23 protein-coding genes are annotated in these 26,252 nt (G+C 73.6%); 15 read left to right on the forward strand and 8 right to left on the reverse strand.

Features of this window, described 5'->3' with window-relative positions:
- Positions 1–128: 128 nt before the first annotated feature.
- Positions 129–1,046: an NYN domain-containing protein gene (locus tag ACFPP6_RS16345; RefSeq protein WP_382042272.1), complete on the forward strand. Its 918-nt coding sequence runs from the start codon at positions 129–131 to the stop codon at positions 1,044–1,046.
- Positions 1,047–1,256: 210 nt separating this feature from the next.
- A complete protein-coding gene (locus ACFPP6_RS16350) occupies positions 1,257–2,051 on the forward strand; it encodes a VOC family protein (protein WP_382042275.1) in 795 nt (264 codons plus the stop codon).
- A gap of 33 nt (positions 2,052–2,084) precedes the next feature.
- Here the strand turns inward: ACFPP6_RS16350 and ACFPP6_RS16355 are convergent, their stop codons facing one another.
- Together ACFPP6_RS16355 and ACFPP6_RS16360 are read right to left on the reverse strand one after the other, a co-directional pair.
- Positions 2,085–2,948, reverse strand: a complete 864-nt coding sequence (locus tag ACFPP6_RS16355) for an alpha/beta fold hydrolase (protein ID WP_382042278.1) — start codon at positions 2,946–2,948, stop codon at positions 2,085–2,087.
- Positions 2,949–3,343: 395 nt separating this feature from the next.
- On the reverse strand, positions 3,344–5,926 hold the full coding sequence (locus ACFPP6_RS16360; protein ID WP_382042281.1) for a DEAD/DEAH box helicase: 2,583 nt from the start codon (positions 5,924–5,926) through the stop codon (positions 3,344–3,346).
- 538 nt (positions 5,927–6,464) lie between these two features.
- On the opposite strand from ACFPP6_RS16360, the gene ACFPP6_RS16365 reads away from it, so the two are divergent.
- Entirely contained in the window at positions 6,465–7,211 is a 747-nt protein-coding gene (locus ACFPP6_RS16365) for a ferritin-like fold-containing protein (RefSeq protein ID WP_058046122.1), read from the forward strand.
- 42 nt (positions 7,212–7,253) lie between these two features.
- On the opposite strand, the gene ACFPP6_RS16370 is transcribed toward ACFPP6_RS16365, so the two are convergent.
- The 4 genes from ACFPP6_RS16370 to ACFPP6_RS16385 form a co-directional block, all read right to left on the reverse strand.
- On the reverse strand, positions 7,254–7,532 hold the full coding sequence (locus ACFPP6_RS16370; RefSeq protein ID WP_179082515.1) for a hypothetical protein: 279 nt from the start codon (positions 7,530–7,532) through the stop codon (positions 7,254–7,256).
- 190 nt (positions 7,533–7,722) lie between these two features.
- Positions 7,723–7,950 (reverse strand): DUF3107 domain-containing protein, encoded by a 228-nt coding sequence (locus ACFPP6_RS16375; RefSeq protein WP_058046123.1) that lies wholly within the window; start codon positions 7,948–7,950, stop codon positions 7,723–7,725.
- Between the two features lie 60 nt (positions 7,951–8,010).
- Positions 8,011–8,649, reverse strand: coding sequence for a TetR/AcrR family transcriptional regulator (locus tag ACFPP6_RS16380; protein WP_058047134.1), 639 nt, complete (start codon positions 8,647–8,649; stop codon positions 8,011–8,013).
- Positions 8,650–8,823: 174 nt separating this feature from the next.
- Positions 8,824–9,054, reverse strand: a complete 231-nt coding sequence (locus tag ACFPP6_RS16385) for a hypothetical protein (protein WP_168094458.1) — start codon at positions 9,052–9,054, stop codon at positions 8,824–8,826.
- A gap of 141 nt (positions 9,055–9,195) precedes the next feature.
- On the opposite strand from ACFPP6_RS16385, the gene ACFPP6_RS16390 reads away from it, so the two are divergent.
- From ACFPP6_RS16390 to moeZ, 12 genes are all read left to right on the forward strand, one after another.
- Positions 9,196–10,179, forward strand: coding sequence for an alpha/beta fold hydrolase (locus ACFPP6_RS16390; protein WP_382042285.1), 984 nt, complete (start codon positions 9,196–9,198; stop codon positions 10,177–10,179).
- An 88-nt stretch (positions 10,180–10,267) separates the two neighbouring features.
- Complete coding sequence (locus ACFPP6_RS16395; protein WP_382042287.1) at positions 10,268–11,794, forward strand: DUF3152 domain-containing protein; 1,527 nt, start codon at positions 10,268–10,270, stop codon at positions 11,792–11,794.
- Positions 11,795–11,879: 85 nt separating this feature from the next.
- On the forward strand, positions 11,880–11,972 hold the full coding sequence (locus tag ACFPP6_RS16400) for an Ms4533A family Cys-rich leader peptide (RefSeq protein WP_382042290.1): 93 nt from the start codon (positions 11,880–11,882) through the stop codon (positions 11,970–11,972).
- A 179-nt stretch (positions 11,973–12,151) separates the two neighbouring features.
- Entirely contained in the window at positions 12,152–13,873 is a 1,722-nt protein-coding gene (locus ACFPP6_RS16405) for an ABC transporter substrate-binding protein (RefSeq protein ID WP_382042293.1), read from the forward strand.
- On the forward strand, positions 13,870–14,883 hold the full coding sequence (locus ACFPP6_RS16410; protein WP_382042296.1) for an ABC transporter permease: 1,014 nt from the start codon (positions 13,870–13,872) through the stop codon (positions 14,881–14,883). The genes ACFPP6_RS16405 and ACFPP6_RS16410 overlap by 4 nt, the downstream gene beginning before the upstream one ends.
- Positions 14,880–15,869 (forward strand): ABC transporter permease, encoded by a 990-nt coding sequence (locus tag ACFPP6_RS16415; protein WP_382042299.1) that lies wholly within the window; start codon positions 14,880–14,882, stop codon positions 15,867–15,869. Before ACFPP6_RS16410 ends, ACFPP6_RS16415 begins: the two co-directional genes overlap by 4 nt.
- A complete protein-coding gene (locus ACFPP6_RS16420; RefSeq protein WP_382042301.1) occupies positions 15,866–17,548 on the forward strand; it encodes a dipeptide ABC transporter ATP-binding protein in 1,683 nt (560 codons plus the stop codon). Before ACFPP6_RS16415 ends, ACFPP6_RS16420 begins: the two co-directional genes overlap by 4 nt.
- Before the next feature lie 177 nt (positions 17,549–17,725).
- A complete protein-coding gene (locus ACFPP6_RS16425; protein WP_382042303.1) occupies positions 17,726–19,291 on the forward strand; it encodes a DUF3492 domain-containing protein in 1,566 nt (521 codons plus the stop codon).
- Positions 19,288–20,379 (forward strand): hypothetical protein, encoded by a 1,092-nt coding sequence (locus tag ACFPP6_RS16430; RefSeq protein WP_382042306.1) that lies wholly within the window; start codon positions 19,288–19,290, stop codon positions 20,377–20,379. The genes ACFPP6_RS16425 and ACFPP6_RS16430 overlap by 4 nt, the downstream gene beginning before the upstream one ends.
- Positions 20,380–20,472: 93 nt before the next feature.
- A complete protein-coding gene (locus tag ACFPP6_RS16435) occupies positions 20,473–21,387 on the forward strand; it encodes an NAD-dependent epimerase/dehydratase family protein (protein WP_030366193.1) in 915 nt (304 codons plus the stop codon).
- Positions 21,375–22,157 (forward strand): spherulation-specific family 4 protein, encoded by a 783-nt coding sequence (locus tag ACFPP6_RS16440; protein ID WP_382042309.1) that lies wholly within the window; start codon positions 21,375–21,377, stop codon positions 22,155–22,157. The genes ACFPP6_RS16435 and ACFPP6_RS16440 overlap by 13 nt, the downstream gene beginning before the upstream one ends.
- A gap of 87 nt (positions 22,158–22,244) precedes the next feature.
- Entirely contained in the window at positions 22,245–23,423 is a 1,179-nt protein-coding gene (gene moeZ, locus ACFPP6_RS16445; RefSeq protein ID WP_382042311.1) for an adenylyltransferase/sulfurtransferase MoeZ, read from the forward strand.
- A gap of 63 nt (positions 23,424–23,486) precedes the next feature.
- On the opposite strand, the gene ACFPP6_RS16450 is transcribed toward moeZ, so the two are convergent.
- The gene (locus ACFPP6_RS16450) at positions 23,487–25,058 is read right to left on the reverse strand and encodes an alpha/beta hydrolase (protein ID WP_382042313.1); all 1,572 of its coding nucleotides are present in this window, start codon (positions 25,056–25,058) and stop codon (positions 23,487–23,489) included.
- Positions 25,059–25,110: 52 nt separating this feature from the next.
- Positions 25,111–26,208 (reverse strand): hypothetical protein, encoded by a 1,098-nt coding sequence (locus ACFPP6_RS16455; protein WP_382042316.1) that lies wholly within the window; start codon positions 26,206–26,208, stop codon positions 25,111–25,113.
- Positions 26,209–26,252 lie beyond the last annotated feature (44 nt).

The following is a 26,252-nucleotide window of genomic DNA, read 5'->3' on the forward strand; positions in this document are numbered from 1 at the left end:
CCGTATGGGTACAACGAGGTTACCCCTGAAAACATTCCCTACGCTAAGGAAATTTTTAACTTGACTAAGAGTTGTTAAATCCGTGCAACGGAACGTGTCCGGCGTGTAACCGAACGAGATGACATCCTATGGCTGACTCCCCCGAGCACCTGCGCGCGATCGCCGCCGCGGTCGAGCGCACCAACGACCTCCTGACGCGCGTACTGGCCGAGGTCGCGACCACCCCGTCCACCCACGCGATCTTCGTCGACGCGGGCTACGTGTACGCCGCGGCGGGCCGCCTCGTCGCCGGCACCGAGGACCGCCGCTCCTTCGACCTCGACGCCGAAGGGCTGATCGAGGCCTTCATCGACCGGGCGCGCACGATCTTCCCCGACAGCCGGCTGCTGCGCGTCTACTGGTACGACGGCGCCCGGCGCCGCATCCACACCACCGAGCAGCAGCGCATCGCCGAGCTCCCCGACGTCAAGGTCCGCCTCGGCAACCTCAACGCCAACAACCAGCAGAAGGGCGTCGACTCCCTCATCCGCACCGACCTGGAGTCGCTGGCGCGCCACCGGGCCATCAGCGACGCGGCCCTCATCGGCGGCGACGAGGACCTCGTCTCGGCCGTCGAGGCCGCCCAGGGCTACGGCGCCCGCGTCCACCTGTGGGGCATCGAGGCGACCGGCGGGCGCAACCAGGCCGAGCCGCTGCTGTGGGAGGTCGACAGCCAGCGCACCTTCGACCTCGACTTCTGCAAGCCGTACGTCACCCGGCGCCCCGCCGGCGAGCTCTTCGCGGACGCCGCCTCCGCGGGCCGGCCCGCACCCGGCCGCGACGACGTGCGCTTCGTCGGGGCCCAGGTCGCCGCCCAGTGGCTGGCCTCGCGCGGCCGCGACACCGTCGCCGAACTGCTGCCCGGCCACCCCATCCTGCCCGGCGCCGTCGACCAGGAGCTGCTCGTCGAGGCCGAGGCGCTGCTCGGGCTCTCCCTGCGCGGGCACGCGGACCTGCGGCGGGCGCTGCGGGACGGCTTCTGGGACCACCTGCACACGCAGCTCTGACCGCGCGGTTCCGGCGGCCCGGCCGTGCGGCCGTCCGCACAGGCGGCCGGGCCTCCCTCGGATAGGACGAACTCCGCGGTGAACGCGCGTGCCGGAAATGCATCCGGGGAAGCCGAGTGGAACCCTGGCAGGGGGTCGTGGCCACCGGCCCGGCCACCCCTGACGGGGATCCCCGACCCGCAATCCGGAACAGAAACGAGGCGATCGGCCATGTCGCTCACTGACCGTGCCGTGCCCGGGGCACCGTGCTGGGTGAGTCTGCTGACCGGCGACCTCGCCGCGTCGCAGGCCTTCTACGGTGCCGTCATGGGCTGGACCTTCCGCCGCGGCAGCCTCGGCGAGGACTTCTCCGTCGCGCTCTCCGACGGCAGGCCCGTCGCCGGCATCAGCAACGTCGCCCGCCGCATGGGCGTCAACGTCAACGTCCCCGTCTCATGGACGTCCTACTTCGCCGTCGAGAACGCCGACGTGACCGCCTCGCGCATCCGCGAGCGCGGCGCCACCGTCGCCGTCGGCCCGCTCACCGTCGGGCCGGGCCGCGCCGCACTGGCCGCCGACCCCGCGGGGGCCGTCTTCGGCTTCTGGGAGGGCAAGACCCTGCGCGAGTGGAGGATCGGCCGCCAGGGCGCCCCCGCCTGGCTGGAGCTGCGCACCCGCGACGCCTTCGCCTCCGCCATCTTCTACGGCGAGGTCTTCGAGTGGGCCACGGGGCGGCCCGACCGCTGCGAGGTCCGCTACGAGGACGAACTCGTCATGGTGCGGTCCGGCGGCCACACCGTGGCCTGCCTGCGCGGCGGCGCCATCGAGGCCGCCCCCGACCCGCAGGTCCGGCCGCGCTGGCACGTCTACTTCTGCGTCGACGACGTGGAGAAGGCCGTCGAGTCCGCGCTCGCGGCCGGCGGCACGGTGGTCGCCGAGCCGGGGGAGTCGCCGGTGGGGCACGAGGCGACGCTGCGCGACCCCGACGGCGGGCTGTTCACGGTCACGACCGCCACGAGGGGCTGACCGCTAGCGGGCCGGCCGCTCGCGGGGCCTGGCTCAGGACAGGTCCCAGAAGCGGACGAGCGCCTCCGCCGTCGGGCCGGGGCGCTCGGCGTTGGGGGAGTGCTCGGCGCCCTCGACGACCGTACGGACCGCCGACAGCTCCTTCGCCATCGCGTCGATCGACGGCACCGGCCAGGCGTAGTCCACGGCGCCCGAGATCACGTGCTTGGGCAGCGGCACCGCCGCCAGCTCCGCCGTACGGTCCGGCTCGGCCGTCAACTGCCTGCCCGTGGCGATCAATTGCTCGGGCACCGTGCCCATCCAGCGGCTGTGCAGGAACGCGTCGAGCTCCGGCGGGACGGGCGCGGCCGGCGCGCTCTCCCCGTCCGCCCGGCGCATCTCCAGCCACACCGCGCCCATGTCGTACGCGCCCAGCGCCGCGACCAGGCGCCGCGTGCGCTCCTGCTGCGCGGCGCAGATCGCGGCCGGGCCGCAGCTCATGATGGTCAGCGACCGGAACGGGGACGCGTCGGCCAGTACCGCCGCGCGGGAGATCAGGCCGCCGAGCGAGTGCCCCAGCAGGTGCACCCCGCCGCCCTCGGCGCCGCCGAGGGCCTCCGCCTGGGCGCGGACGTCGCTCGCCAACTCGCCCAGCGCGTACGCGGCCTCGTCCCGAGGCCCCTCGCTCTCGTGCTGCCCGCGCCCGTCCACGGCGACGGCCCGGTACCCCGCGGCCGCGATCGGCTCCAGCAGCGCGATGAAGTCCTCCTTGCTGCCGGTGAACCCCGGCACGAGCAGCACGGTGCCGCGCGGCGGCGAGGAGGGCCGCGCATCGTGCACGGCGAACTCCCCGCGGGGGGTGGACAGCCGGTGGGCGCGGGCACACGGGGGCAAGGTGAGGAAGGGGGGCCTGCTCATGGATCGAGGCTAACGCCCGCGGGGCCTGCGGGCGGGGGGCGGGGCGGCGCGCTGGCCTTTCGTGGGGGCCGGGGGCTTGCCCCCGGGAACGGTGAAAGGGCGGGGGAGGGTCGGTCCCTGGCCTCTCGTGGGGGCTGGGGTAGCGCCTTGCCTTCCGTGTGGCCAGGGGCTCGTCCCCGGGAAAGGGCGAAGGGGGGAGGGCCGCGCTCTCGCCTCTCGTGGGGGCCGGGGGCTTGTCCCCGGGAAGTGGTGAAGGGGCGGGGACGAGGCATCCTCCTCCGCCGCCGTGGCGCGCAACCCGCCACCGGCGTATCCGGCGGTGCCGGACCGGCCGGTGGGACGACGAAGGCCGGTCCCCCAGGGCGGGGGACCGGCCTTCGTCAGTGGACCTGGCGTCAGGCGTCCACGTCGGCCTTGGCCTTGGGCGCGGCGGCCTTGCGCGTGCGCTTCGGCTTGGCGGCGGCCTCGGCCGGAGCCTCCGTGGCGTCCGCCTTGGGGACGGCGGCCTTACGGGTGCGCTTCGGCTTGGCCTCGGCGTCGGCCTCGGCGACGACCTCCGCCACGGGGGCGGCGGCCTTCTTGGCGCGGGTGCGCTTGGGCTTCGCCTCGGCGGCATCGACGGTATCGACCGCGGCTTCGGCCTCGGCCTTCTTCGCCGCGGCGGTCTTGCGGGTCCGCTTGGGCTTCTCCACGACCTCGGTCGCGGCCTCGGCCACCGGCTCCACCGTGGCCGCGGCCTTCTTGGTGGTGCGGGTGCGCTTCGGCTTGGCCTCGGCGTCGGCCTCGGCGACGACCTCCGCCACGGGGGCGGCGGCCTTCTTGGCGCGGGTGCGCTTCGGCTTGGCCTCGACGGTCTCGACGGCCTCGGTCGCCTCGGCGGCGACCTCGGCGGGCGCGGCCGCGGCCTTCTTGGCACGCGTGCGCTTCGGCTTGACCTCGGCCTCGGCCGGAGCCTCCGTGGCGTCCGCCTTGGGGGCGGCGGCCTTACGGGTGCGCTTCGGCTTGGCCTCGGCGTCGGCCTCGGCGACGACCTCCGCCACGGGGGTGGCGGCGGCCTTCTTGGCGCGGGTGCGCTTCGGCTTGGCCTCGACGGTCTCGACGGCCTCGGTCGCCTCGGCGGCGACCTCGGCGGGCGCGGCGGCAGCCTTCTTGGCACGCGTGCGCTTCGGCTTGGCGGCCTCGGCCGGAGCCTCGGTCACGGCCACGGCCTCGGCGACGACCTCCGCCACAGGGGCGACGGCGGCCTTCTTGGCACGGGTCCGGCGGGCCGGCTTGGCCTCGGCCTGCTCCTGGGCCTCCTGGGCCGGAACGACCGGCGCGGTCTCGACCGGGGCGGCCGCGACGGGCGCGGTCTCGACCGGCACCGTCTCCACCGGCACGACCGCGGCAGCGGCCTCCGGCTTCGCGGCGCGCGTACGGCGGCGGCGCGGCTGGGCCGGAACCTCCGCGACGGTCTCGGCGGGAGCCGCGGCCTCGGTGGTCACCACGGTCTCCGTGGCGGCCGGCGCCACGGCCGCGGCCGAGCCCGCACCGCCGCGCGTACGGCGGCGGCGACGCGGCTTGGACGGCGTGGCGGGCGCGCCCTCGGCCACCGGAGTGGCGGTCGCGGCCGGAGCGGACGCGGTCTCGGCGCCGAGCGCCGCCCCGCCGCGGGTGCGGCGGCGCTGACGCGGCGTACGCGTACGGGCGGGACGCTCCTCGGACTCCTGGCGCGGGCCACGGTCGCGGTCGCGGTCACGGCCGCGGTCACGGTCACCGCCACGGCCGCCGCGGGCACCGCGGCCGCCGGTCTCGCCGAGGTCCTCGATCTCCTCCGCCGCGAGCCCGGCACGGGTCCGCTCGGAGCGCGGCAGTATGCCCTTCGTGCCGGCGGGGATGCCCAGCACCTCGTACAGGTGCGGGGAGGTGGAGTACGTTTCCTCCGGCTCGTCGAACGGCAGCTCGAGCGCCTTGTTGATGAGCTTCCAGCGCGGGATGTCGTCCCAGTCGACCAGGGTGACGGCCGTGCCCGACTTGCCCGCGCGGCCGGTGCGGCCGATGCGGTGCAGGTAGGTCTTCTCGTCCTCGGGGGACTGGTAGTTGATGACGTGGGTGACGTCGTCGACGTCGATGCCGCGGGCGGCGACGTCGGTGCAGACCAGGACGTCGACCTTGCCGTTGCGGAAGGCGCGCAGCGCCTGCTCGCGGGCGCCCTGGCCGAGGTCGCCGTGGACCGCGCCGGAGGCGAAGCCGCGGCGGACCAGCTGGTCGGCGATGTCCGCGGCGGTGCGCTTCGTGCGGCAGAAGATCATCGCGCGGTTGCGGCCCTCGGCCTGCAGGATGCGGGCGACCATCTCCGGCTTGTCCATGTTGTGGGCGCGGAAGATGTGCTGCGCGATGTTGGCGTGGGTCTGGCCCTCGTCGTCCGGCGACGTGGCGCGGATGTGCGTGGGCTGGGACATGTAGCGCCGCGCGAGGGAGATGACCGCGCCCGGCATGGTGGCCGAGAAGAGCATCGTCTGGCGCTTGGCCGGGAGCATCGTGATGATGCGCTCGACGTCCGGCAGGAAGCCGAGGTCGAGCATCTCGTCGGCCTCGTCCAGGACGAGGGCCTTGACGTGCGCGAGGCTGAGCTTCTTCTGGCCGGCGAGGTCGAGCAGGCGGCCGGGGGTGCCGACGATGACGTCGACGCCCTTCTTGAGGGCCTCGACCTGCGGCTCGTAGGCACGGCCGCCGTAGATCGCCTGGACGCGCACGTTGCGCACCTTGCCGGCGGTCAGGAGGTCGTTGGTGACCTGCTGGCACAGCTCACGGGTGGGGACGACGACGAGCGCCTGCGGGGCGTCGGTCAGCTGCTCGGGACGGGCACGGCCGGCCTCGACGTCCGCGGGGACGACGACGCGCTCCAGGAGGGGCAGGCCGAAGCCCAGCGTCTTGCCGGTGCCGGTCTTGGCCTGGCCGATGACGTCGGAGCCCGAGAGGGCGACCGGGAGCGTCATCTCCTGGATCGGAAAGGGGTGCACGATGCCGACGGCTTCGAGCGCTTCGGCAATCTCGGGGAGGATTCCCAGATCTCGGAAAGTCGAGGGGTTCGAAGGAGTGGACAGGATCTTGCCTCTTCTGTGAGACGCGGCGGCGCTGGGCGGCGAAGGGGGTCGTACAAGGTCGTACGGACCGCGCCGGGGTACTGTCCGGCCTGGGGACGCCGGATGGCGCGGGACCACTGCCTTCGCTCGAGCACACGTGCCGCGAGCGGATCCCTCCTGGTGCACACGTCTCGTGTGCGCCGCGCGGAGGGCGGTCGGTTTTGGAAGCCGATCGGGCCACCGACCGGGCATCCGCTGGAGGTCCAGGGGCTGGAGCGAGAGAAGCCCCCGGAAGACACAGCATGGGACTGCCTGCCGACACACTCGACAGGCGCATTACCACTGTACCCCGGAAAGGCGCATGTGTGTCCGGACAATCCTTCGGACAGATCCGGATGAAGTAGCTGACCTGGGCCTTCACCGGGTTGCGAAGCGGGCTATTGTGCGCTCCATGGAGACGTCCGACAACGCTGAGAACGCCAACGAGCCCGCCGAGGCGCTCACCGGGATCGCCGCCCAGGACTGGGCTCAGGCATCCGCCGACCCGCAGTACCGCGCGGCGGTCGTGGACCTGCTGGGCGCGCTCGCCTACGGCGAGCTGGCCGCCTTCGAGCGCCTCGCCGAGGACGCGAAGCTGGCCCCGACGCTGGACGACAAGGCAGAGCTGGCGAAGATGGCCGCGGCGGAGTTCGGCCACTTCCAGCGGCTGCGCGACCGGCTGGCCGCCATCGACGCGGAGCCGACCGGCGCCATGGAGCCCTTCGCGGCCGCGCTGGACGAGTTCCACCGCCAGACCGCTCCGTCCGACTGGCTGGAGGGCCTGGTCAAGGCCTACGTGGGCGACTCGATCGCCAGTGACTTCTACCGCGAGGTGGCGGCCCGGCTGGACTCCGACACCCGCGCCCTGGTGCTGACCGTGCTGGACGACACGGGGCACGCGACCTTCGCGGTCGAGAAGGTGCGCGCCGCGATCGAGGCCGAGCCGCGCGTGGGCGGCCGCCTCGCGCTGTGGGCGCGCCGGCTGATGGGCGAGGCGCTCTCGCAGGCGCAGCGCGTGGTGGCCGACCGCGACGCGCTCTCCACGATGCTGGTGGGCGGCGTGGCCGACGGCTTCGACCTCGCGGAGGTCGGGAAGATGTTCTCCCGGATCACCGAGGCGCACACCAAGCGCATGGCCGCGCTGGGCCTCGCGGCCTGACCCTTCCGGCCCGGGCTCCGGCCCGGGCCGCTCCGGCCCTCTTCAGGCCGTGGCTGATCGGCGGGCCCGGTCGCCCTGGCGCAGCAGCAGGGACAGCAGGGCCACGGCCACTCCGAGTGACACCGCCAGCGTGGCCGGCGTGTGGCCCGGGCCGAGGACCGAGTGGGCGAGCAGGGCGCCGAAGAGCGCCGCCACGGGACCGGTGGCCAGCGTCAGGGGCCGGGAGCGGAACTGCCCGTACCGCTCGGGCAGCCAGCGCAGGGCGCCGTAGGAGACGGCGAGTCCGATGAGGACCGAGCCGAGCGCTTCCCACAAGATCATGGTCACTTCCCTCCCGTGCCGGGGCGAGGAGCGGGTGCAAACCGGTCGAAGCCGTACTACCCCTCGGGGATGCGCGGCAACCCTCGTCCGGTCCGCACCGGGGCATACCGGTAAAGACAACGGCGGGGCCCCGGTGATTCCTCACCGGGGCCCCGCCGTGCGAAGCCTCTGCAGCCTCCGAAGCGCGGGCTCAGAGAGCGCCGAAACCGACCTTGCGGGTCGCGGGCTCGCCGATCTCCACGTAGGCCAGGCGCTCGGACGGGACCAGGACCTTGCGGCCGCGGCTGTCCTCCAGGCTGAGCAGCGGTGCCTTGCCGGCCAGCGCGTCGGAGATCGCCCGCTCGACCTCCTCGGCACTCTGCGTGCTCTCGATGACGATCTCGCGCGGCGCGTGCTGCACGCCGATCTTGACCTCCACGGCTTATGTCCCTCCGAAGGTGTGGGTATTCGTCCACACATTAGCCGGTCGGGCGCCGGGTCAGCCCTGCTCGGGGGCGTTCTTGGGGAAGCCCGCGATGCCGCGCCACGCGAGCGAGGTCAGCAGCTGGACGGCGGTCGCGCGGGGCACCGTGCTCTCGCTGGAGAGCCAGTAGCGCGCGACCACCTGGGAGACGCCGCCGAGGCCCACGGCCAGCAGCATCGCCTCGTCCTTCGACAGGCCCGTGTCCTCGGCGATGACGTCGCTGATCGCCTCGGCGCACTGCAGCGAGACCTTGTCGACGCGCTCGCGCACGGCCGGCTCGTTGGTCAGGTCGGACTCGAAGACCAGGCGGAAGGCGCCGCCCTCGTCCTCCACGTAGGCGAAGTAGGCGTCCATGGTGGCCGCGACGCGCTGCTTGTTGTCGGACGTGGAGGCCAGTGCGGTGCGCACCGCGTGCAGCAGGTTCTCGCAGTGCTGGTCCAGCAGGGCCAGGTAGAGGTCGAGCTTGCCGGGGAAGTGCTGGTACAGAACCGGCTTGCTGACGCCGGCCCGCTCGGCGATGTCGTCCATCGCCGCCGCGTGGTACCCCTGTGCGACGAAGACTTCCTGGGCCGCGCCCAGCAGCTGGTTGCGTCGGGCTCGGCGCGGCAGGCGCGTGCCCCGCGGCCGCGCCTCGGTCTGCTCGATGGCTGTCACGCCGCCTCCCATGATCGTTCACTGCGCGGTGTGCACCGCGTCCGCCATCGTACTTTTGGGTAACCCGGGCGTGCGTGGTCGGAGCGGAGAATTTCACGGACCGGACGCTGTGGGAAGTTGACAAAATCCTGACAATTGGCGCAGGTCAGCCCATGCCCCCGCGGTCATCCTCGATCAGCGGTAGTCGTCCTCGTCCAGGTCCACGACACGCGCCTGCTCGGCGGCGTCGGCCACATTGGCCGCGGCGGGGTCCAGGAGGGCGAGCGGGTCGTCGCGGTGCTGGGCGAGGTCGGCGTGCTGCTCCGCGGCGTCGGCTTCCGGGGTCTCGGCGTCGAATTCCGTCACGTCGGCGTCCTCCTCGTCGAAGTCTTCGAACGTCTCGGGGTCGCTCGGGTCGACAGGCATGCGGAACCTCTTTCCGGTATCCGGGATGTGCGCCCTCGTACTCCTTGCGGTCGAGCCTAGGAGACAAGGCCCCGTGCCGCCAGGCGATCTGTGACGCCCGCCACAACAGGCCCGGCGTGATCGTCTCGTAACATTGCCCGCATGTCTTCGACCGAGTCACCGGATGCCCGCACCGTCCCCGTGGTGCCTCCCGGTCGGCCCTCGCGCGTCAGTGAGGGCGAGGAGGTCCGTACGGTGACGCTGCCCGGCGTCACGCTGGCCGTGCGCTCCCGCCCGCCCCGGACCGAGGGGCTGCCGCCCGCGCTGTGCATCCACGGCCTCGGCGGCTCCTCGCAGAACTGGTCCGCGCTCATGGAGCTGCTCGCCGGCGACACCGCCTGCGAGGCGCTCGACCTGCCCGGCTTCGGCGACTCCCCGCCCCCGGACGACGGCGACTACTCGATCACCGGCTTCGCCCGCGTGGTCATCCGCTACCTCGACGCGAGCGCCCGCGGCCCCGTGCACCTCGTGGGCAACTCCATGGGCGGCGCCATAGCGACCCGCGTGGCCGCCGTCCGCCCGGACCTCGTCCGCACGCTCACCCTGATCTCGCCCGCGCTGCCCGAGCTGCGCCCGCAGCGCACGGCGGTGCCCACGGCGCTGCTGGCGGTGCCCGGCGTGGCCTCCCTCTTCGCCCGGATGACGAAGGAGTGGACACCCGAGCGGCGTACGCGTGACGTCCTCGCCCTCTGTTACGGAGACCCCGGACGGGTGACATCCGAGGGCTTCGCCCTGGCCGTGGCGGAGTACGAGCGGCGGCTGGAGCTCCCCTACTTCTGGGACGTCATGGCCCGCTCCGCACGCGGAGTGGTCGACGCATACACCCTTGGGGGCCAGCATTCGCTGTGGCGGCAGGCGGAGCGCGTCCTTGCCCCTACTCTTCTGGTCTACGGAATGCGCGACCAGCTCGTCTCCATCCGGATGGCCCGCCGTGCCAGCAGGACTTTCCGCGACTCGCGGTTGCTGACACTGGTGGAATCAGGACATGTCGCCATGATGGAGGACCCGGACGCGGTGGCTCGTGCCTTCCGCGACATCCTCGCGGACACCGCCACTGCCGATCGGAGCGCCTCGCCTCGTGGGTAAACACAGCGCACGCGCCCCCCGTGCCGTCTCCCGGCCCGCCGCGCCCACCGCTCCTGGTGCGGGCGGCGGACAGGGAGCGGACGGCCACGTGCCCGCTGCCGTCCCGGGGGAGGGCGAGGGCGACCCGCTCCACGACCCCGTCAGACCCGCGGGCCCGGTGGGCCAGGCGGGCCCCGAGGGGTTCCCGGGGCAGCGCCAGGAGGTCGGTGTCGGCTGGGGCGTCATCGGAGTGCAGCGCACCCCCGCGACGGACGCGGGGGCGTACGGGCCGGGGAGCGTGCCCGGCTACGACACGCGGCTGGCCGGATACCTCGGCGGGTACGGAACGGGCCAGGACGCGGCGGCCTACGACGCCTCTTTCGACGCCCCCTACGACTCCTCCTACGAAGCGGGGCACGACGCGTCCTACGGGGCGGGTCGCAGCACGTCCTATGACGCACCCGCGTCCTATGACACGTCCACGGCGTACGACGCGACCTACGGCACGGCTTACGAGAGGGATGCCCCCGCACCTGCGGCCGCCACGGATGCCGCCGGGCACGCCGCATTCGTGGACCAGGCGTACTCCCCGTACTGGCTGGGAGGCGCGCCTGCCTCCGCCGCCACCCCCGCGCCGGGCGACAGCGTGCTGACCGACGTCCACGCGCGCGTGCCCGCGCCCGCCGCCGAGAGCGACTCCGCCGGCCGCCCCGCGCGCGTGCCCACCGCTGCAGCCGCCTCCGGCGGTCCCGCCGCGGTCCCCATGCGCGTGCCGGCGCCCCGCCCCGAGGGTGCCCGCCCCCGCACCGGCGGCTCCCGCGGCGCCCCCTCGGCGAAGCCCGGCGGCGCCGTGGCGCGCACGGCCACCGGCGTGGCCGCGGCCGTCGTGACGGCGGTGCTCGCCGTCGTCGTCGCCGGACAGGTCGAGGACGGCACGGAAACCCAGGCGCAGGCCCGCCCGGCGGACGTCGAGCGGCAGAGCCCGGACGCCGCCTCCCGCTCCGACAGCCGCCCGACGCCCAACGGCGGCGTCGCCGCGCCGGTCACGTACGAGCAGAAGATGGACCGCAAGTACCCCCTGGACGCGAAGGCCAAGGGCAGCGGCTCCTTCGACACCGTCGACGGTCACGACCGCGCTCCCGGCCGGGGCGACGTGGTGCGCTACCGCGTCGACGTGGAGAAGGGCCTGCCGCTCGACGGCGAGCTCTTCGCCACCGCCGTGCACCGCACGCTCAACGACGAGCGCAGCTGGGGCCACGGAGGCACCCGCACCTTCGAGCGGGTCTCCTCCGGCGACGCCGACTTCATCATCACCCTGGCGAGCCCGGGCACGACGGCCGTCTGGTGCGCCAAGTCGGGGCTCGACACCACGCAGGACAACGTCTCCTGCGACTCCGCCGCCACCGACCGCGTCATGATCAACGCCTACCGGTGGGCGCAGGGCGCTGCGACGTACGGCGACAAGATGCACGCCTACCGGCAGATGCTCATCAACCACGAGGTCGGCCACCGCCTCGGGCGCGACCACGAGTCGTGCTCCAAGGAGGGCGCGCTCGCCCCGGTGATGATGCAGCAGACCAAGTTCCTGACGTCGGACGGCATCACCTGCAAGCCGAACGCCTGGCCCTATCCGTGATCCAATGTCTCATTTTCCGGGATGATTCATCTCTGGATATGAGACAGCTTGGACAGGGGGCGAAAATTCGTCCAGTCTTCTGCGCATGTCGCCCCACCACGCCCCCGAGACCGCCGGCTTCGAGCTGGCGCTGATCGGCGTGGCCGCGCACAGCGTCGCCGACATTCACTGTCGCTGAGACCGCACTCTTCCCCCGAGCACTTTCCCGCGTCTGCACTTCCGCGTTTCCGCATGCAGCGTCGCGTCCGCCGGGGGCGGTCCGGCGCCTTCGCGCTCCCTTCCACCGCCTTCCGTGGGTGCTTCCGGCTCAGCAGCTCACCCCTCGCTCTCCCGCTTCCGCGAAAGGCACTCCTCGTCATGCGTCAACTTCCCGCGATATCCCGCCGTGTGGCGGCCGCCGCCGTCAGTGTGGTCCTGATCGGGGGCGCGGCAGCGTGCGGCCCGGAGGAGAGCGGCGGCGCCAAGGGCGGCGGCGCCGACGGCGCGCCCGAGAAGGGCGGCACGCTCACGGTGCTCAACAGGGCGCCGCAGAAGCAGTTCGACCCGGCCCGCCTGTACACCTCCGGCGGCGGCAACATCCCCTCGCTCGTCTACCGCACCCTCACCACCCGCAACCGCGAGAACGGCGCCGAGGGCACCAAGGTCGTCCCCGACCTCGCCACGGACACCGGCACCCCCAGCGACGACGCCAGGACCTGGACGTACAAGCTGAAGGACGGCCTCAAGTACGAGGACGGCTCGCCCATCACCTCCGCCGACATCAAGTACGGCGTCGAGCGCTCCTTCGCCGCCGAACTCTCCGGCGGCGCCCCGTACTTGCGCGACTGGCTCATCGGCGGCGACAGCTACCAGGGCCCCTACAAGGAGAAGAAGGGCCTCGACTCCATCGAGACGCCCGACGCGAAGACGATCGTCTTCAAGCTGAAGAAGCCCGAGGGCGACTTCCCCTACTTCGCCACCTCCACCCAGTTCGCCCCCGTGCCCAAGGCCAAGGACACCGGCGCCAAGTACGCCGAGCACCCGGTCTCCTCGGGCCCGTACAAGGTCGTCAAGAACGTGGGCGACGGCGAGCAGATGACGCTGGAGCGCAACACCAACTGGTCGGAGGAGACCGACAAGGAGCGGCACGCCTACCCCGACCGCATCGAGGTCAGGTCCGGCCTGTCCCCGGCCGTCATCAACCAGCGGCTGTCGACCGGCTCGGGCGCCGACGCCGCCGCGGTGACCACCGACACCAACCTCGGCCCGGCCGAGCTCGCCCAGGTCACCGGCGACAAGAAGCTCGCCGGCCGGGTCGGCACCGGCCACTTCGGCTACACCAACTACCTGGCGTTCAACCCGAAGGTCAAGCCCTTCGACGACCCGAAGGTCCGCCGGGCCGTCGCCTACGCGATCAACCGCACCAGCATCGTCAACGCCGCCGGCGGCTCCTCGCTCGCCGAGCCCGCGACGACATTCCTGCCGAATCAGAAGTCCTTCGGGTACACCCCCCACGACCACTTCCCGGCGGGCGACAAGGGGAACGCGGCCAAGGCCAAGGAGCTGCTGAAGGAGGCCGGTCACGAGAACGGCCTGGAGATCACGCTCACCCACTCCACCGCCCAGAACTCCGAGACCAGCCCCGAGATCGCGACCGCGATCCAGGCGGCCCTGAAGGAGGCCGGCATCACGGTCAAGCTGGAGGGCCTGGAGGACAACGACTACGAGGAGAAGGTCCACAGCGTCGACAAGCAGCCGGCGCTCTTCCTCGCCCACTGGGGCGCCGACTGGCCCTCCGGCGGTCCCTTCCTCGCGCCGATCTTCGACGGCCGGCAGATCGTCAAGGACGGCTACAACTTCAACGCCTCCCGCCTCGACGACTCCAAGGTCAACGACGAGATCGACGAGATCAACAAGATCACGGACCACGACGCCGCCGCCCGGCGCTGGGGCGCCCTCGACAAGAAGATCGGCGAGCAGGCCCTGACCGTGCCGCTCTTCCACCCGGTCTACAAGCGCCTCTACGGCAAGGACGTCAAGAACGTCGTCATCAGCGACTGGACCGGTGTCCTCGACGTCTCGCAGGTCGCGGTCAAGTGACCACCGATCCGCTCACCACGAAGGAACCGAAGGAACCGGAGGCGGGAGCCGTTCCCGCCTCCGGCGCCCGGCAGGTCCTGCGGCGGCTGGCGGCGCGCAAGTCCGCGCTGGCGGCCGCCGCCGTGCTGGGCCTGCTCGTCCTCCTCGCCGTCGCCGCGCCCCTGCTGGCCGCGCTGGAGGGCCAGGACCCGAACACGTACCACGACACCCTGGTCGACTCCGCGCGCGGCGGCGTGCCCTACGGCGACTTCGGCGGCATCAGCGCCGAGCACTGGCTGGGCGTCGAACCGGGCACCGGCCGCGACCTGTTCGTGCGCCTCGTCTACGGCGCCCGCGTCTCGCTGCTCGTCGCCCTCGGCGCCACCCTCGTCCAGGTGCTGATCGGCGTCGGCGTGGGCATGGCCGCAGCCCTGGGCAACCGCTTCGTCGACAGCGCGCTCAGCCACCTCACCGACGTCATGGTCGCCATGCCGATGCTGGTCTTCGCCATCGCCCTCATGGCCGTCGTCCCCGCGGACTTCCCGCGCCCGGTGCTGCTCGTCATCGCCATCGGCCTGCTGGCGTGGGGCGGGATGGCGCGCCTCGTGCGCGCCCAGACCCTGGGCCTGATGAAGCTCGACTTCGTCTCGGCCGCCCGGCTGACCGGGGGCTCCACCTGGCGGGTCGCCCGCCGCGAGCTGCTGCCCTCGCTCGCCGCCCCCGTGATCACCTACGCGGCCGTCCTGCTGCCGACCAACATCGTGCTGGAAGCGAGCATGTCCTTCCTCGGAGTCGGCGTGAAGCCCCCCACCCCCTCCTGGGGCCACATGCTCTCGTCGGCCACCACCTGGTTCCGCGCGGACCCCATGTACGTGCTGCTGCCGGCGCTCATGCTCTTCGTCACCACGCTCGCCTTCACCGTCCTCGGCGACGGGGTGCGCACGGCCCTCGACCCGCGCGAGGCCTCACGGCTCCGCGTCGGCCGGAACCGGCGCAAGGCGCGCACGAGCGGCGCGGGAGGTGTGGCGTGACCGGATACGTCCTGCGGCGCGCCGCCGGTGCGCTCGCCGTCCTCCTCGTGCTCTCCGCCGTCGTCTACGCGACCTTCTACATCGCGCCCGGCGACCCCGCCCGCCTGGCCTGCGGCCCGCGCTGCAACCCCGAGCAGATCGCCCAGGTCCGCGAGCAGCTCTCCCTCGGCGACCCCGTGCACGTCCAGTACTGGCACTTCCTGCAGGGCATCTTCGCCGGGCACGACTACTCCACCGGCGCCGCGGTGCTGCACTGCGACGCCCCCTGCTTCGGTTTGTCGTACCAGAACAACCAGCAGGTCACCGACATGCTGATCGACCGGCTGCCCGCCACCGCCTCGCTCGCGGTCGGCGCCATGGCCGTCTGGCTGCTGCTCGGCACCGGCACCGGCCTGCTGTCCGCGCTGCGCCGCGGCGGGATCACCGAGCGGGCGCTGACCTGGCTCACCCTCGCCGGAACGGCCACGCCGGTCTTCATCAGCGGCCTCGGCCTGCTGATGCTCTTCTGCGCCTACCTGGCCTGGCTGCCCTTCCCGTCCTACGTGCCCCTCACCGACGACCCGGAGCAGTGGGCCTGGAACATGCTGCTGCCGTGGGCCGCGCTCGGGCTCCTGGAGTCGGCGAAGTACGCCCGGCTCACCCGCAGTTCCGTGCTGGAGACCCTGGCCGAGGACCACATCCGCACCTTCCGCGCCTACGGGGTCGCCGAGCGCTCCCTCGTCACGCGCCACGCCCTGCGCGGCGCCGTCGCGCCCGTCATCGCGCTGACGGCGGCCGACTTCGGGTCCATGTTCGGCAACGCGGTACTCACCGAGATGATGTTCGGCCTGCCCGGCATCGGGCAGCTGCTGGTGCACGCCACCAAGAGCCTCGACCTGCCCGTGGTCGTCGCCGTCGTGATGATCACCGGCACCGCGGTCGTCATCGCCAACATCGCGGCGGACGTGCTCTACGCCGTCGCGGACCGAAGGGTGGCCCTGCGATGACGTCCGAAACCCGCACGACCGGTTCGCCGAGGCCCGCGGCCGCGGCCGCCCCCCTGGTGGCCGTCTCCGGCCTCTCCGTCACCTTCCCGGCCGGGCCCGGCGGCCGGGCCGGAGGCGGCCTCGTACGGGCCGTCGACGACCTGTCCTTCACCCTCCCGCCGGGCGGGTCCCTCGGCATCGTGGGCGAGTCCGGATCGGGCAAGTCCACGGCCGCCTACGCGCTGCTGGGGCTGCACCGGGACACCGGCGCCGAGGTCACCGGCGCGGTGACCGTCGCCGGTCACGACGTACAGGCCGCCGGCGACGCGGCCCTGAGACGGCTCCGCGGCGGCGTCGCCGCCATGGTCTTCCAGGACCCGCTCTCCTCCCTCGACCCCTACCAGGCCATCGGCGACCAGATCGCCGAGGTCTACCGCGTCCACCGCCGCGACGCCTCCCGCCGTGCGGCACGCGCGCGTGCCGCCGAGGTGCTGGACCGCGTGGGCATCCCGGACGCGGCCCGCCGCGCCCGCTCCCGCCCGCACGAGTTCAGCGGCGGCATGCGCCAGCGCGCCCTCATCGCGATGGCCCTCGCCTGCGAACCGCGCCTGCTGGTCGCCGACGAGCCCACCACCGCCCTCGACGTCACCGTCCAGGCCCAGATCCTCGACCTCCTGCGCGACCTGCGCGCCGAGACCGGCATGGGCCTCGTCCTGGTCACCCACGACCTGGGCGTGGCGGCCGGCAGCGTCGACGAGCTGCTCGTGATGAAGGACGGCCGCGCGGTCGAGCGCGGCCCCGTCCGCACCCTGCTCGACACGCCGGGCGAGACGTACACCCGCGACCTCCTCGCGGCCGTCCCGCGGGTGAACGCCCGCCGCCCGGGCGCGGGCGTGCGGGCCGCCGGCGCGGACGAGGCGCCCCTGCTCGAAGCCACCGGCCTCACCCGCCGGTTCGGCCACGGCAAGGGCGCCGTCACCGCCGTCGACGACGTCTCGCTGACCGTGCGGCCCGGCGAGACCGTCGGCGTCGTGGGGGAGTCCGGCAGCGGCAAGACGACCCTCGGCCGCATGCTCGTCCGCCTCCTCGCCCCCACCGGCGGCGAACTGCGCTACCGGGGACGCGACATCGGCGGCCTGAAGGAGCGCGAACTGCGCGCCTTCCGCAGCGAGCTGCAGATGGTCTTCCAGGACCCCGTCTCCTCGCTCAACCCCCGGCGCAGCGTCGGCGAGTCGATCGCCGACCCGCTGCGCGCCGCCGGGAAGCTCGACGACGCCGCAATCGTCGCGCGCGTGCGGGAGCTGCTGGAGCGCGTCGGGCTCGACCCCGGCGCCTACCACCGCTACCCGCACGAGTTCAGCGGCGGCCAGCGGCAGCGCGTCGGCATCGCGCGAGCCCTCGCGCCCGAGCCGAAGCTGATCGTCTGCGACGAGCCCGTCTCCGCGCTCGACGTCACCACCCAGGCGCAGGTCGTGCGGCTGCTCGGCGAGTTGCAGCGCGACCTCGGCCTCGCGCTCGTCTTCATCGCCCACGACCTCGCGGTCGTACGGCAGGTCAGCGACCGGCTCGTCGTGATGCGCGGCGGCCGGATCGTCGAGGAGGGCGCGGCCGACACCGTCTACGAGCAGCCCCGGCACGCCTACACCAAGGGCCTGCTCGCGGCGGTCCCGCGGCTCGAAGGGGCCGAAGCCGCCGCATAGCGCGAGGCAACGCCTCATCTCCTGGAAAGTCACCTCTGTTCACCCCTTCCGGTGGCGCGACGGACAACCGTCCGTCGCGCCACGGGCGAGCCCGCATAGCGTGCTTCCGCTGCGGTTCGGCGGTCACGGGCCACAAGAGGGCGACCACAAGGGACAGACGGGGGTGCGTGCGTGCGCGTGGGACTCCTTACGGAGGGTGGGTATCCGTATGCCTCGGGTGAGGGCGGCCAGTGGTGCGACCGGCTCGTGCGGGGCCTGCCCGGGCACGACTTCGAGATCTGCGCCCTGAGCCGGCGCGCCCGGCAGGACGCGGGCGGCTGGTGCGATCTGCCGGAGCACGTCCGGCGCGTGCGGACGGCTCCCCTGTGGGGGGATCCGGCCGGGGCCGTGGGGCGCGCGCACCGCTCGTACGGGCGCCGGGAACGGCGCCGCTTCGGTGCCTATTTCGCCGGGCTGGCCGAGGCGCTGACCGCCACCGTCGAGCCCGGACCCGACGACCGCAGAGATCAGGCGTACCGTTTCGCCGACGCCCTGCACGGCCTCGCCGACCTCGCCCGCGACGCCGGCGGCCTCGGCTCCGCCCTCCGCTCCGAACAGGCCCTGCGCATCCTGGAGACCGCCTGCCGCACCCCCGGGTCCCACCCCGCGGCCTACGGCATCCGCGTCGCCGACCTCCTCGCCGTCACCGCCCTCCTGGAGCGCGCACTGCGCCCCCTGTCCCTCGACTGGTACGGCACCGGCACCGACCGCGGGCTCGCCGGTGTCGACCTGTGCCACGCCACCACCGCCGGCCCCGCCGCCCTCCCGGGACTGCTGGCCAAACGCTTCTTCGGCACCCCCTTCCTCGTCACCGAGTACGAGGTGCGCCTGCGCGCCTACTACCTCAACAGCGCAGCCAGCGCCGCCGGCCTCTCCCTGCCCGTGCGCACCCTGCTGTCCGCCTTCCACCGGCAGCTGACCGCCGAGATCTACGCAAGCGCCGACATCATCACCTCCGGCGACGCCCAGGTGCGGCGCTGGCAGGAGCGCTGCGGCGCCGACCCCGCCCGGCTGCGCACCGTGCACCCCGGCCTCGACCCCGGCCCCTACGAGGGCGTGGGGGAGCGGGCCGAGACCGGCGACGACGGCACGGACGACGGCCGCACCGTCCTGTGGACCGGCGGCAACGCCGAACCCTTCCTGTGGGAGGCCCTCGCGGCCCTGCGCCAGGCCGAGCCGGAGGTGCAGCTGCGGATCGCCGCGCCCCCGCTGCCCGGCGTCCAGCCCGCCTTCGGCGTCTCCTACGCCCCCGAGGCGACCCCCGACACCTACGCCGCCGGCACCGTCGTCGTCCTCGCCGGCGGCGCGGAGACCTTCCCGCTGCCGCTCGTCGAGGCCATGCTCTGCGGGCGCGCCACCGTCGCACCGGACTGCGCCACCGTCCGCGAAGTCGTCGGAGGCACGGGCCTCGTCGTCCCGCCGCGCGACCCCGGCGCCCTCGCCGAGGGCTGCCTGGAGCTGCTGCACGACCCCGGCCGAAGAGCCAGACTCGGCGCCGCGGCCCGCGCCCGCGCCCTCGAACTCTTCACCACCGAAAGGCACGTGACGGACTTCCACGGCATCTACCTCGAGCTCATCTCCCGCGCCCCCGCCCGCGAGGACACCGCCGACCCCTCCGTCCCCTTCTCCCGCGCCGCGGAAGCCCGCGCACCGATCGACCTCACCCCGCGCCAGTCCTCCCCGACCTGGGCAGGGCGCCCATGACCACGCCCCTGAGGGACGGCAGCGCACCGGCCGCGGCCGGCATAGCCGCCCCCCGCACCGATCCGGTGAAGGCCCTCCTGCACCGCCACCACGGGCTGTGCGCCCGCGCCGTGGACCCCTTGGAGATCGCCGCCGTCCTGGAGGACGGGGGCCTCACGGACCGCGCCGCGGCCGAGTGCCGGCACCGCGACGTCTTCTCCCTCTCCGACGAGCTCTACGCCCGTGCCGAGCGCGAGGAGCACGCCCGGCCCGCGCCCGGCGGGCCCTGCGACGCGAGGGCGCTCGCGCACGCGGTGCGCGCCCCGTGGCGCTTCGCCGGCCTGCTCGCCGGCGCCTGGCTCGTCGCGTACGCCCTCCTCGGCGGCCCCGCCCTCGCCGTGCTGCTCTCCGGCCATGCCCCCGGCCTTCTTCCCGGAGGTGTCTCCGGCGGCTTGTCCGGCCATGCGAGCGGCCCGGCCCTGGTGGGCGTCCTGCGCGCCGCCACCCCCGTCGCCGTCGCCCTCGCGTGCGCTCTCGCCCCCGCGCTGTGGTGCGCACGGTGGTTCACCGGGCGCGTGCGGCACGCCCTCGTCGCCAGTCGCTCCCGCGCCGAGTTCCGGGCCCGCGCCTGGCCCGTACTCCTCACGTCCGTAGGGCTGTTCACGGCCGCCCTGGCCACGCTCCTGTGGTCCGCGCGGGCCGCCCTGGGGGCTCCCGCCGTCCCGCCCGGCGAGCTCGTCGCCGTCACCGCGCTCGGCGGGCTGCTCTTCCTGGCCCGGCTGCTCACCGCCCGCGGCTTCGGGCGGGCCGCCGTCGCCGCCGTGCTCACCGCCTGCGCCGTGGAAGCGGCCGCCCTCGGCGCGGCGGCGCTGGGCGCGGGAGCGCCGGGGACGGGGCCGCTCCCCGCACCGTCGTCCGCCGCGCCCGCCGTCGCCTGGGCGGCCGGTGCCTACGGGCCCGCCGCCATACCCCTCGTGGCCTGCGCGGTCCCCGCGCTGGCCCTCCTCGTCCACGCCCTGACCGCGCTCTCCCGGGCCTCCGCCCACCGCTGCGGGGGGTTCGCCCCCGTCCCCGCCGACCCGGGAGAAGCCCCCGTCCGGGCCCGGTGACCGCATCCGTCCCACCGCACACCCCGTCAGAGGAGCAAGCAAGATGACCGTTCACCCCATCCGCACCGCCGGGCGAGAGCGAGGGCGCGACCGATGAGGGTTCTGTTGCTCGGTGCCAACGGCTACCTCGGCCGCTACGTGGCCGACCGGCTGCTCGCCGACCCCGCCGTCCAGCTCACCGCCCTCGGCCGCGGCGACGACGCGGACGTCCGCTTCGACCTCGCCACCGGCAGCCCCGGCGCGCTCACCCGCTTCCTCAACGCCGTCCACCCCGGCGTCGTGATCAACTGCGCGGGCGCCACCCGCGGCGGCGCCCGCGACCTCACCCGCCACAACACCGTCGCCGTCGCCACCGTCTGCGAATCGCTGCGCCGCAGCGGCTGCGGGGCCCGCCTCGTCCAGCTCGGCTGCTCCTCCGAGTACGGGCCCTCCCAGCCCGGCTCGTCCACCGCCGAGGACGCCGTCCCCCGCCCCGGCGGCCCGTACGGGGTGAGCAAGCTCGCCGCCACCGAGCTCGTCCTCGGCTCCGGCCTCGACGCCATCGTCCTGCGCGTCTTCTCGCCCGTCGGCCCCGGCACCCCCGCCGGCTCCCCGCTCGGCAGGCTCGCCGACGCCCTGCGCCGCGCCATGCAGAACGGCGACAGCGAGCTCAAGCTCAGCGGCCTGGGCGTCCAGCGCGACTTCGTCGACGTCCGCGACGTCGCCCGCGCCGTGCACGCCGCCTCCCTCTCCGCCGCCCAGGGCGCCGTCAACATCGGCACCGGCCGTGCGGTCAGGCTGCGCGAGGCCGCGGCGACGCTCGCCCGCGTCGCCGGGTACGGCGGCTCCCTCCACGAGCTGGACGACCCCCACCTGGGCACCCCGCCCGCCTACCCGTACCCCGACGGCTGCGGCAGCTGGCAGCAGGCCGACGTCCGCACCGCCCGCGACCGGCTCGGCTGGCGCCCCCGCATCGGCCTGGAGGAGTCCCTGGCCGACATCTGGATGGAGGCCGCGTGTCGCATCTGAGCCCTCCCGGGCAGCGCCGGTCCCGCGCCGTCCGCGAGGCCCCGCTGCGCTTCGGGGTCCCGGGCTTCGCGCACCCCCTGCTCGCCCCCGCCGAATGGGGCGAACTCCTGCGCACCGACGTCCCCGTGGAGTGGGTCGTGCTCGGCAGCGGCGCCATGGCCGCCCCGGGCGGGACGGCCTCCGGAGGCCCCGGCGACCGCCCGGACCCGTATCGCGTCGCCGCCGCCGCCCGGCTGCGCGAGGCCGGCGTCCGGGTCCTCGGCCACCTGGACCTGCGGTTCGGCGAGCGCCCCCTCGGCGAGGTGCTCTCCGAGGCCCAGCGCTACCTGAACTGGTACAAGGTCGACGGGTTCGCCCTCGACGCCACCCCCGCGGACCCCGCCGCCCTGCCCGGCACCCGGCGCACCGTCGCCTCCCTGCGGACGATCCTCGACCGGGCGTACGTCGTGCTCGTCCACGGCACCTATCCCTCGCCCGGCTACGCGGACCTCGCCGACCAGCTCGTCACCTTCTACGGGCCCTGGTCGGCCTACCGCTGGTCGCAGGTCGCCGAGTGGACCGCCGACTTCCCGGCGGCCCGCTTCTGCCACCTCGTGCACGGCGTCCCCCGCGCCCACCTGGACGAGGCGCTGCGCCTCGCCCGCTGGCAGGGCGCCGGCACGATCTACTTCACCGACCGGACGGACCGGGACGAAGCGGACCCATGGGAGGTGATGCCCGGCTACTGGGACGAGATCGTCTCGCGCATCGGACCGGGTGTCTCGGAATGAGACGGGGCGTGGCAGGGTTACAGGGGAAGAACCGAACGCCGCCTGTATGTTCCCCGCGCGAGCGGGGACGCCTCTCCTGGAGACCCAGTGTCGCTGCCACCCCTGGTCGAGCCGGCTGCCGAGCTCACCGTTGACGAGGTCCGTCGGTACTCCCGCCACCTGATCATCCCGGACGTCGGTATGGACGGGCAGAAGCGCCTGAAGAACGCGAAGGTGCTCTGCGTGGGTGCCGGCGGCCTCGGTTCCCCCGCGCTGATGTACCTGGCCGCCGCCGGCGTGGGCACGCTCGGCATCGTGGAGTTCGACGAGGTCGACGAGTCGAACCTGCAGCGCCAGATCATCCACAGCCAGGCGGACATCGGCCGTTCGAAGGCGGAGTCCGCGCGGGATTCGGTGCAGGGCATCAACCCGTACGTGAACGTCGTCCTGCACGAGGGCCGGCTCGAGGCCGACAACGTGATGGAGATCTTCTCCCAGTACGACCTGATCGTCGACGGCACGGACAACTTCGCCACGCGCTACCTCGTCAACGACGCCTGCGTGCTGCTGGGCAAGCCGTACGTGTGGGGCTCCATCTACCGCTTCGACGGCCAGGCGTCCGTCTTCTGGAGCGAGCACGGCCCCTGCTACCGCTGCCTGTACCCCGAGCCCCCGCCGCCGGGCATGGTGCCCTCCTGCGCCGAGGGCGGCGTGCTGGGCGTGCTGTGCGCCTCGATCGGCTCCATCCAGGTCAACGAGGCGATCAAGCTGCTCGCGGGCATCGGCGAGCCGCTGGTCGGCCGTCTGATGATCTACGACGCCCTGGAGATGACCTACCGCCAGGTCAAGGTCCGCAAGGACCCCGACTGCGCGGTCTGCGGCGAGAACCCGACCGTCACGGAGCTCATCGACTACGAGGCGTTCTGCGGCGTCGTCTCGGAGGAGGCCCAGGAGGCCGCGTCCGGCTCCACGATCACCCCCAAGCAGCTCAAGGAGTGGCTCGACGACGGCGAGGACATCGACGTCATCGACGTCCGCGAGCCGAACGAGTACGAGATCGTCTCGATCCCCGGCGCCCGGCTGATCCCGAAGAACGAGTTCCTGATGGGCACGGCCCTGCAGGACCTGCCGCAGGACAAGCGGATCGTCCTGCACTGCAAGACGGGTGTCCGCTCCGCGGAAGTCCTCGCGGTGCTGAAGGCGGCGGGCTTCTCCGACGCGGTGCACGTGGGCGGCGGCGTGATCGGCTGGGTCCACCAGGTCGAGCCGGACAAGCCGGTGTACTAGACCTTCCCTTTCTGTGCGAGTGTGCGAGTAAGGGGCTCCCCACCATGGTGGGGAGCCCCTTACTCATGAGCAGGTCGTGCCCCGGGCCGGGGACTTGCCCTCCAGCAAGTAGTCGTTGACGGTGCGCACCATGCACGCGTTGCCGCTGTTGTACGCCCCGTGCCCCTCGCCCTTGTACGTCACCTCCACGGCGACGTCCTTGCCCAGGCCCTCCGCCATGCGGTGCGCGCCCGCGTACGGCGTCGCCGGGTCTCCGGTGTTGCCGATGACGACGATCGGGGCGGAGCCCTGCGCGCTCACGTCGATCGTCTTCCACTTGCCCTCGACGGGCCAGCCCGTGCAGCCGAGGAGCGACCAGGCTGCGGACTCCCCGAAGACCGGGGACGCGGCCCGGAAGTCCGCCAGGCGGCCCTTCACGTCGTCGGCGGTGTAGCGCTGCTGGGCGTCGGCGCAGGAGATCGCCCGGTTGGCCGGACCGAGGTTGCTGTAGCGGCCGTCGGTGCCGCGGCCGGTGAGGAGGTCGTAGAGCAGCAGCAGGGTGTCGCCGCTGCCCTTGTTCATGGCCTCCTGCAGGCCCTGTGTCAGGAACTTCCAGGTGTCCTTGGAGTACAGCGCGGACGCGATGCCGTTGACGGCCTCGTCCTGGGTCAGCTTGCGGCCCTGGCGCGTCGGCAGGGGCTGCGCGTCGAGCTTCTTGAGCAGGGAGACGATCCGCTCCTGCGTGGGGCAGCGGGCCGCCTGAGCCGAGGAGGCGCAGTCCTTGAGGTAGTTGTCCAGGGCGAGCTGGAAGCCCTTGGCCTGGCCGAGGTTGCCCTGCACGGGGTCCTGCGAGGGGTCGACCACCGCGTCGAGCACGGCGCGCCCCACGTTTCCGGGGAACGCGTGGGCGTAGACGCCGCCGAGCTCGGTGCCGTAGGAGATGCCGAAGTAGTTGAGCTTGTCGTCGCCCAGGGCGGCCCGCAGCCGGTCCATGTCGCGGGCGGCGCTCAGCGTGCCGACGTGGGGCAGGAGCTTCGCGGAGTTCTTCGCGCAGGCGTCCACGTACGCGTTGTTCGCCGCGAGGGCGGTCCGCTCCTCGGCCGCGTCGTCCGGCGTGCCGTCGACCTGGCTCGCGGCGTCGGTCTCCTTGTCGCCCAGGCAGCGCACGCCCGCGCTCTCACCCACGCCCCGCGGGTCGAAGCTGACCAGGTCGTAGCGCTCGCGCAGCTTTTCGTAGCTGGTGGCCAGGCCCGGCAGGGTGGCCACGCCCGAGCCGCCGGGGCCGCCGAAGTTGAAGACGAGCGAGCCCAGGCGCTTGTCCTTGTCCCGGGCCTTCGTACGGATCAGGGCGAGCTCGATCTTCTCGCCGTCGGGCTTGGCGTAGTCCAGCGGGACGGGGAGCTTCGCGCACTCCCACGCCTTGCCGGGGGCCTTGCCGTCGCTGCCCTGTGCGGCGGTCGGCGCGGAGCACGCCGTCCAGCGCAGGCGGACGTCGGAGGCGCGGCCGTCTCCGGCGGCGCTCTTGTCGTCCCCGGCGGCCGGGGAGCCGTCGCTGCCGCAGCCGGTGGCGGCGAGGGCCGTCACGAGCGCGACGGCGGCGCCGAGGAGGGCGGTGGTGGCCCGAGGGGTGGTGGCCCGAGGCCGTAGGGAACTCATTCCCCTGACTGTACGGAGGTGAAGGCGGTGGAGCAGCCGCCGCGTGGAGGCGTCACCCGGCGCGCAGGGGCGCACACCCCATTTGCGCGGCGACGGCGTCCACGTAGCGGGGGAAGGCCTCGCGCGGGTCGTCCAGCCGGGTGTGGGTGCGGCCGGGGCCGCTGCGCATGGCGAAGACGGTGGGCCTGCCGTCGCAGTCGGCCCGGACCAGGGCTCCGGCCGCATCGATGCTGCCGTGCGCCCGCCAGCCGGGGGCCGGCGGGCGGTCGCCGGTGAGGCCGTCGAAGAGGGCGACCAGGCGGGGCCTGCCGGTGGTCAGGAAGCGGGCGGCCCAGCCCTTGGCGCCCGCTATGGCGCAGCTGTGGAAGTCGCTGCTCGTGGCGGGGCCGGCGGCGGGGACCGTGGCGGGGGACGGGCTCGTCTTCCTGCCCGGGGCGGGGGACGGGGTGTCCGGAGCGGGGGACGGGCCCGGGACCAGGCCCGGGATGCCGCAGCGGTTTCGCCCGGTGTCCGAGGGTGCGGGAGCCGACGGGTCGTGGTGCAGGCGGATCGGCGGCAGCGTTGTGCAACTGGTCGCCCTCGTGGCCTTGTTGGCCGCCCGGATCAGCAACTCCCCCGTGGTGGCGGGGGAGAGGGCCGTGATGCTCTTCAGCGTCACCACCGACGGGCGGCCGTCCACGTCACAGCTCTCCGGGAGCACCAGGGCGCCCGTGCCGGAGGCGGCGGTGAAGCCCGGTAAGCCGTCGGGGAGGGGAGTGTCGCCGTCGCCGAATAACTCGCCCAGCCACGAGCGGCGTTCGCCCTCCTGGAGCGGCCCCGTGCCCAGGCGGAGGTCCACCTGCTGCTCGTACGCCCCGAGGCCCCGGCCGCCGCGCCAGCGGAGCGAGCAGTGGCCGGTGGGGCGCCCGGGCGCGGGTGCGCTCTCGTCCGCCGTGCGGTCACGGTCGCCGCGGCGGAACGGGGCCTCGCCCTCGGGCCAGGCGCCCCAGCAGTACGAGCGCCCGCCGAGCGGCGTGGACTGCGTCTGCCAGAGCGCGACGAGGGCGGCCACCAGCGCGGCGATGGCCAGGGCGCCGGTGAGGGCCCGGGCCCTGCGGTCGGCCTGGTCGCCGGTGGTGTGCGGCGTCCTGAACGGCGTCTTGTGCTGCACTGTCGTCCCCCCGAACTTCCTTCGTCGTCCGCGGAACTGCTGTG

The organism is Streptomyces aureoversilis (assembly GCF_042657885.1).
GTDB lineage: Bacteria > Actinomycetota > Actinomycetes > Streptomycetales > Streptomycetaceae > Streptomyces > Streptomyces aureoversilis.

Excerpts from the sequence above, each read along its gene's own strand:
- ACFPP6_RS16420 (WP_382042301.1), top strand. The coding sequence starts at position 15,866 with ATGACGTCCGAAACCCGCACGACCGGTTCGCCGAGGCCCGCGGCCGCG.
- ACFPP6_RS16355 (WP_382042278.1), bottom strand. The coding sequence starts at position 2,948 with ATGAGCAGGCCCCCCTTCCTCACCTTGCCCCCGTGTGCCCGCGCCCAC.
- ACFPP6_RS16365 (WP_058046122.1), top strand. The coding sequence starts at position 6,465 with ATGGAGACGTCCGACAACGCTGAGAACGCCAACGAGCCCGCCGAGGCG.
- ACFPP6_RS16430 (WP_382042306.1), top strand. The coding sequence starts at position 19,288 with ATGACCACGCCCCTGAGGGACGGCAGCGCACCGGCCGCGGCCGGCATA.
- ACFPP6_RS16385 (WP_168094458.1), bottom strand. The coding sequence starts at position 9,054 with ATGCCTGTCGACCCGAGCGACCCCGAGACGTTCGAAGACTTCGACGAG.
- ACFPP6_RS16370 (WP_179082515.1), bottom strand. The coding sequence starts at position 7,532 with ATGATCTTGTGGGAAGCGCTCGGCTCGGTCCTCATCGGACTCGCCGTC.
- ACFPP6_RS16390 (WP_382042285.1), top strand. The coding sequence starts at position 9,196 with ATGTCTTCGACCGAGTCACCGGATGCCCGCACCGTCCCCGTGGTGCCT.
- ACFPP6_RS16435 (WP_030366193.1), top strand. The coding sequence starts at position 20,473 with ATGAGGGTTCTGTTGCTCGGTGCCAACGGCTACCTCGGCCGCTACGTG.
- ACFPP6_RS16345 (WP_382042272.1), top strand. The coding sequence starts at position 129 with ATGGCTGACTCCCCCGAGCACCTGCGCGCGATCGCCGCCGCGGTCGAG.
- ACFPP6_RS16405 (WP_382042293.1), top strand. The coding sequence starts at position 12,152 with ATGCGTCAACTTCCCGCGATATCCCGCCGTGTGGCGGCCGCCGCCGTC.
- ACFPP6_RS16360 (WP_382042281.1), bottom strand. The coding sequence starts at position 5,926 with ATGACGCTCCCGGTCGCCCTCTCGGGCTCCGACGTCATCGGCCAGGCC.
- ACFPP6_RS16400 (WP_382042290.1), top strand. The coding sequence starts at position 11,880 with ATGTCGCCCCACCACGCCCCCGAGACCGCCGGCTTCGAGCTGGCGCTG.
- ACFPP6_RS16450 (WP_382042313.1), bottom strand. The coding sequence starts at position 25,058 with ATGAGTTCCCTACGGCCTCGGGCCACCACCCCTCGGGCCACCACCGCC.
- ACFPP6_RS16350 (WP_382042275.1), top strand. The coding sequence starts at position 1,257 with ATGTCGCTCACTGACCGTGCCGTGCCCGGGGCACCGTGCTGGGTGAGT.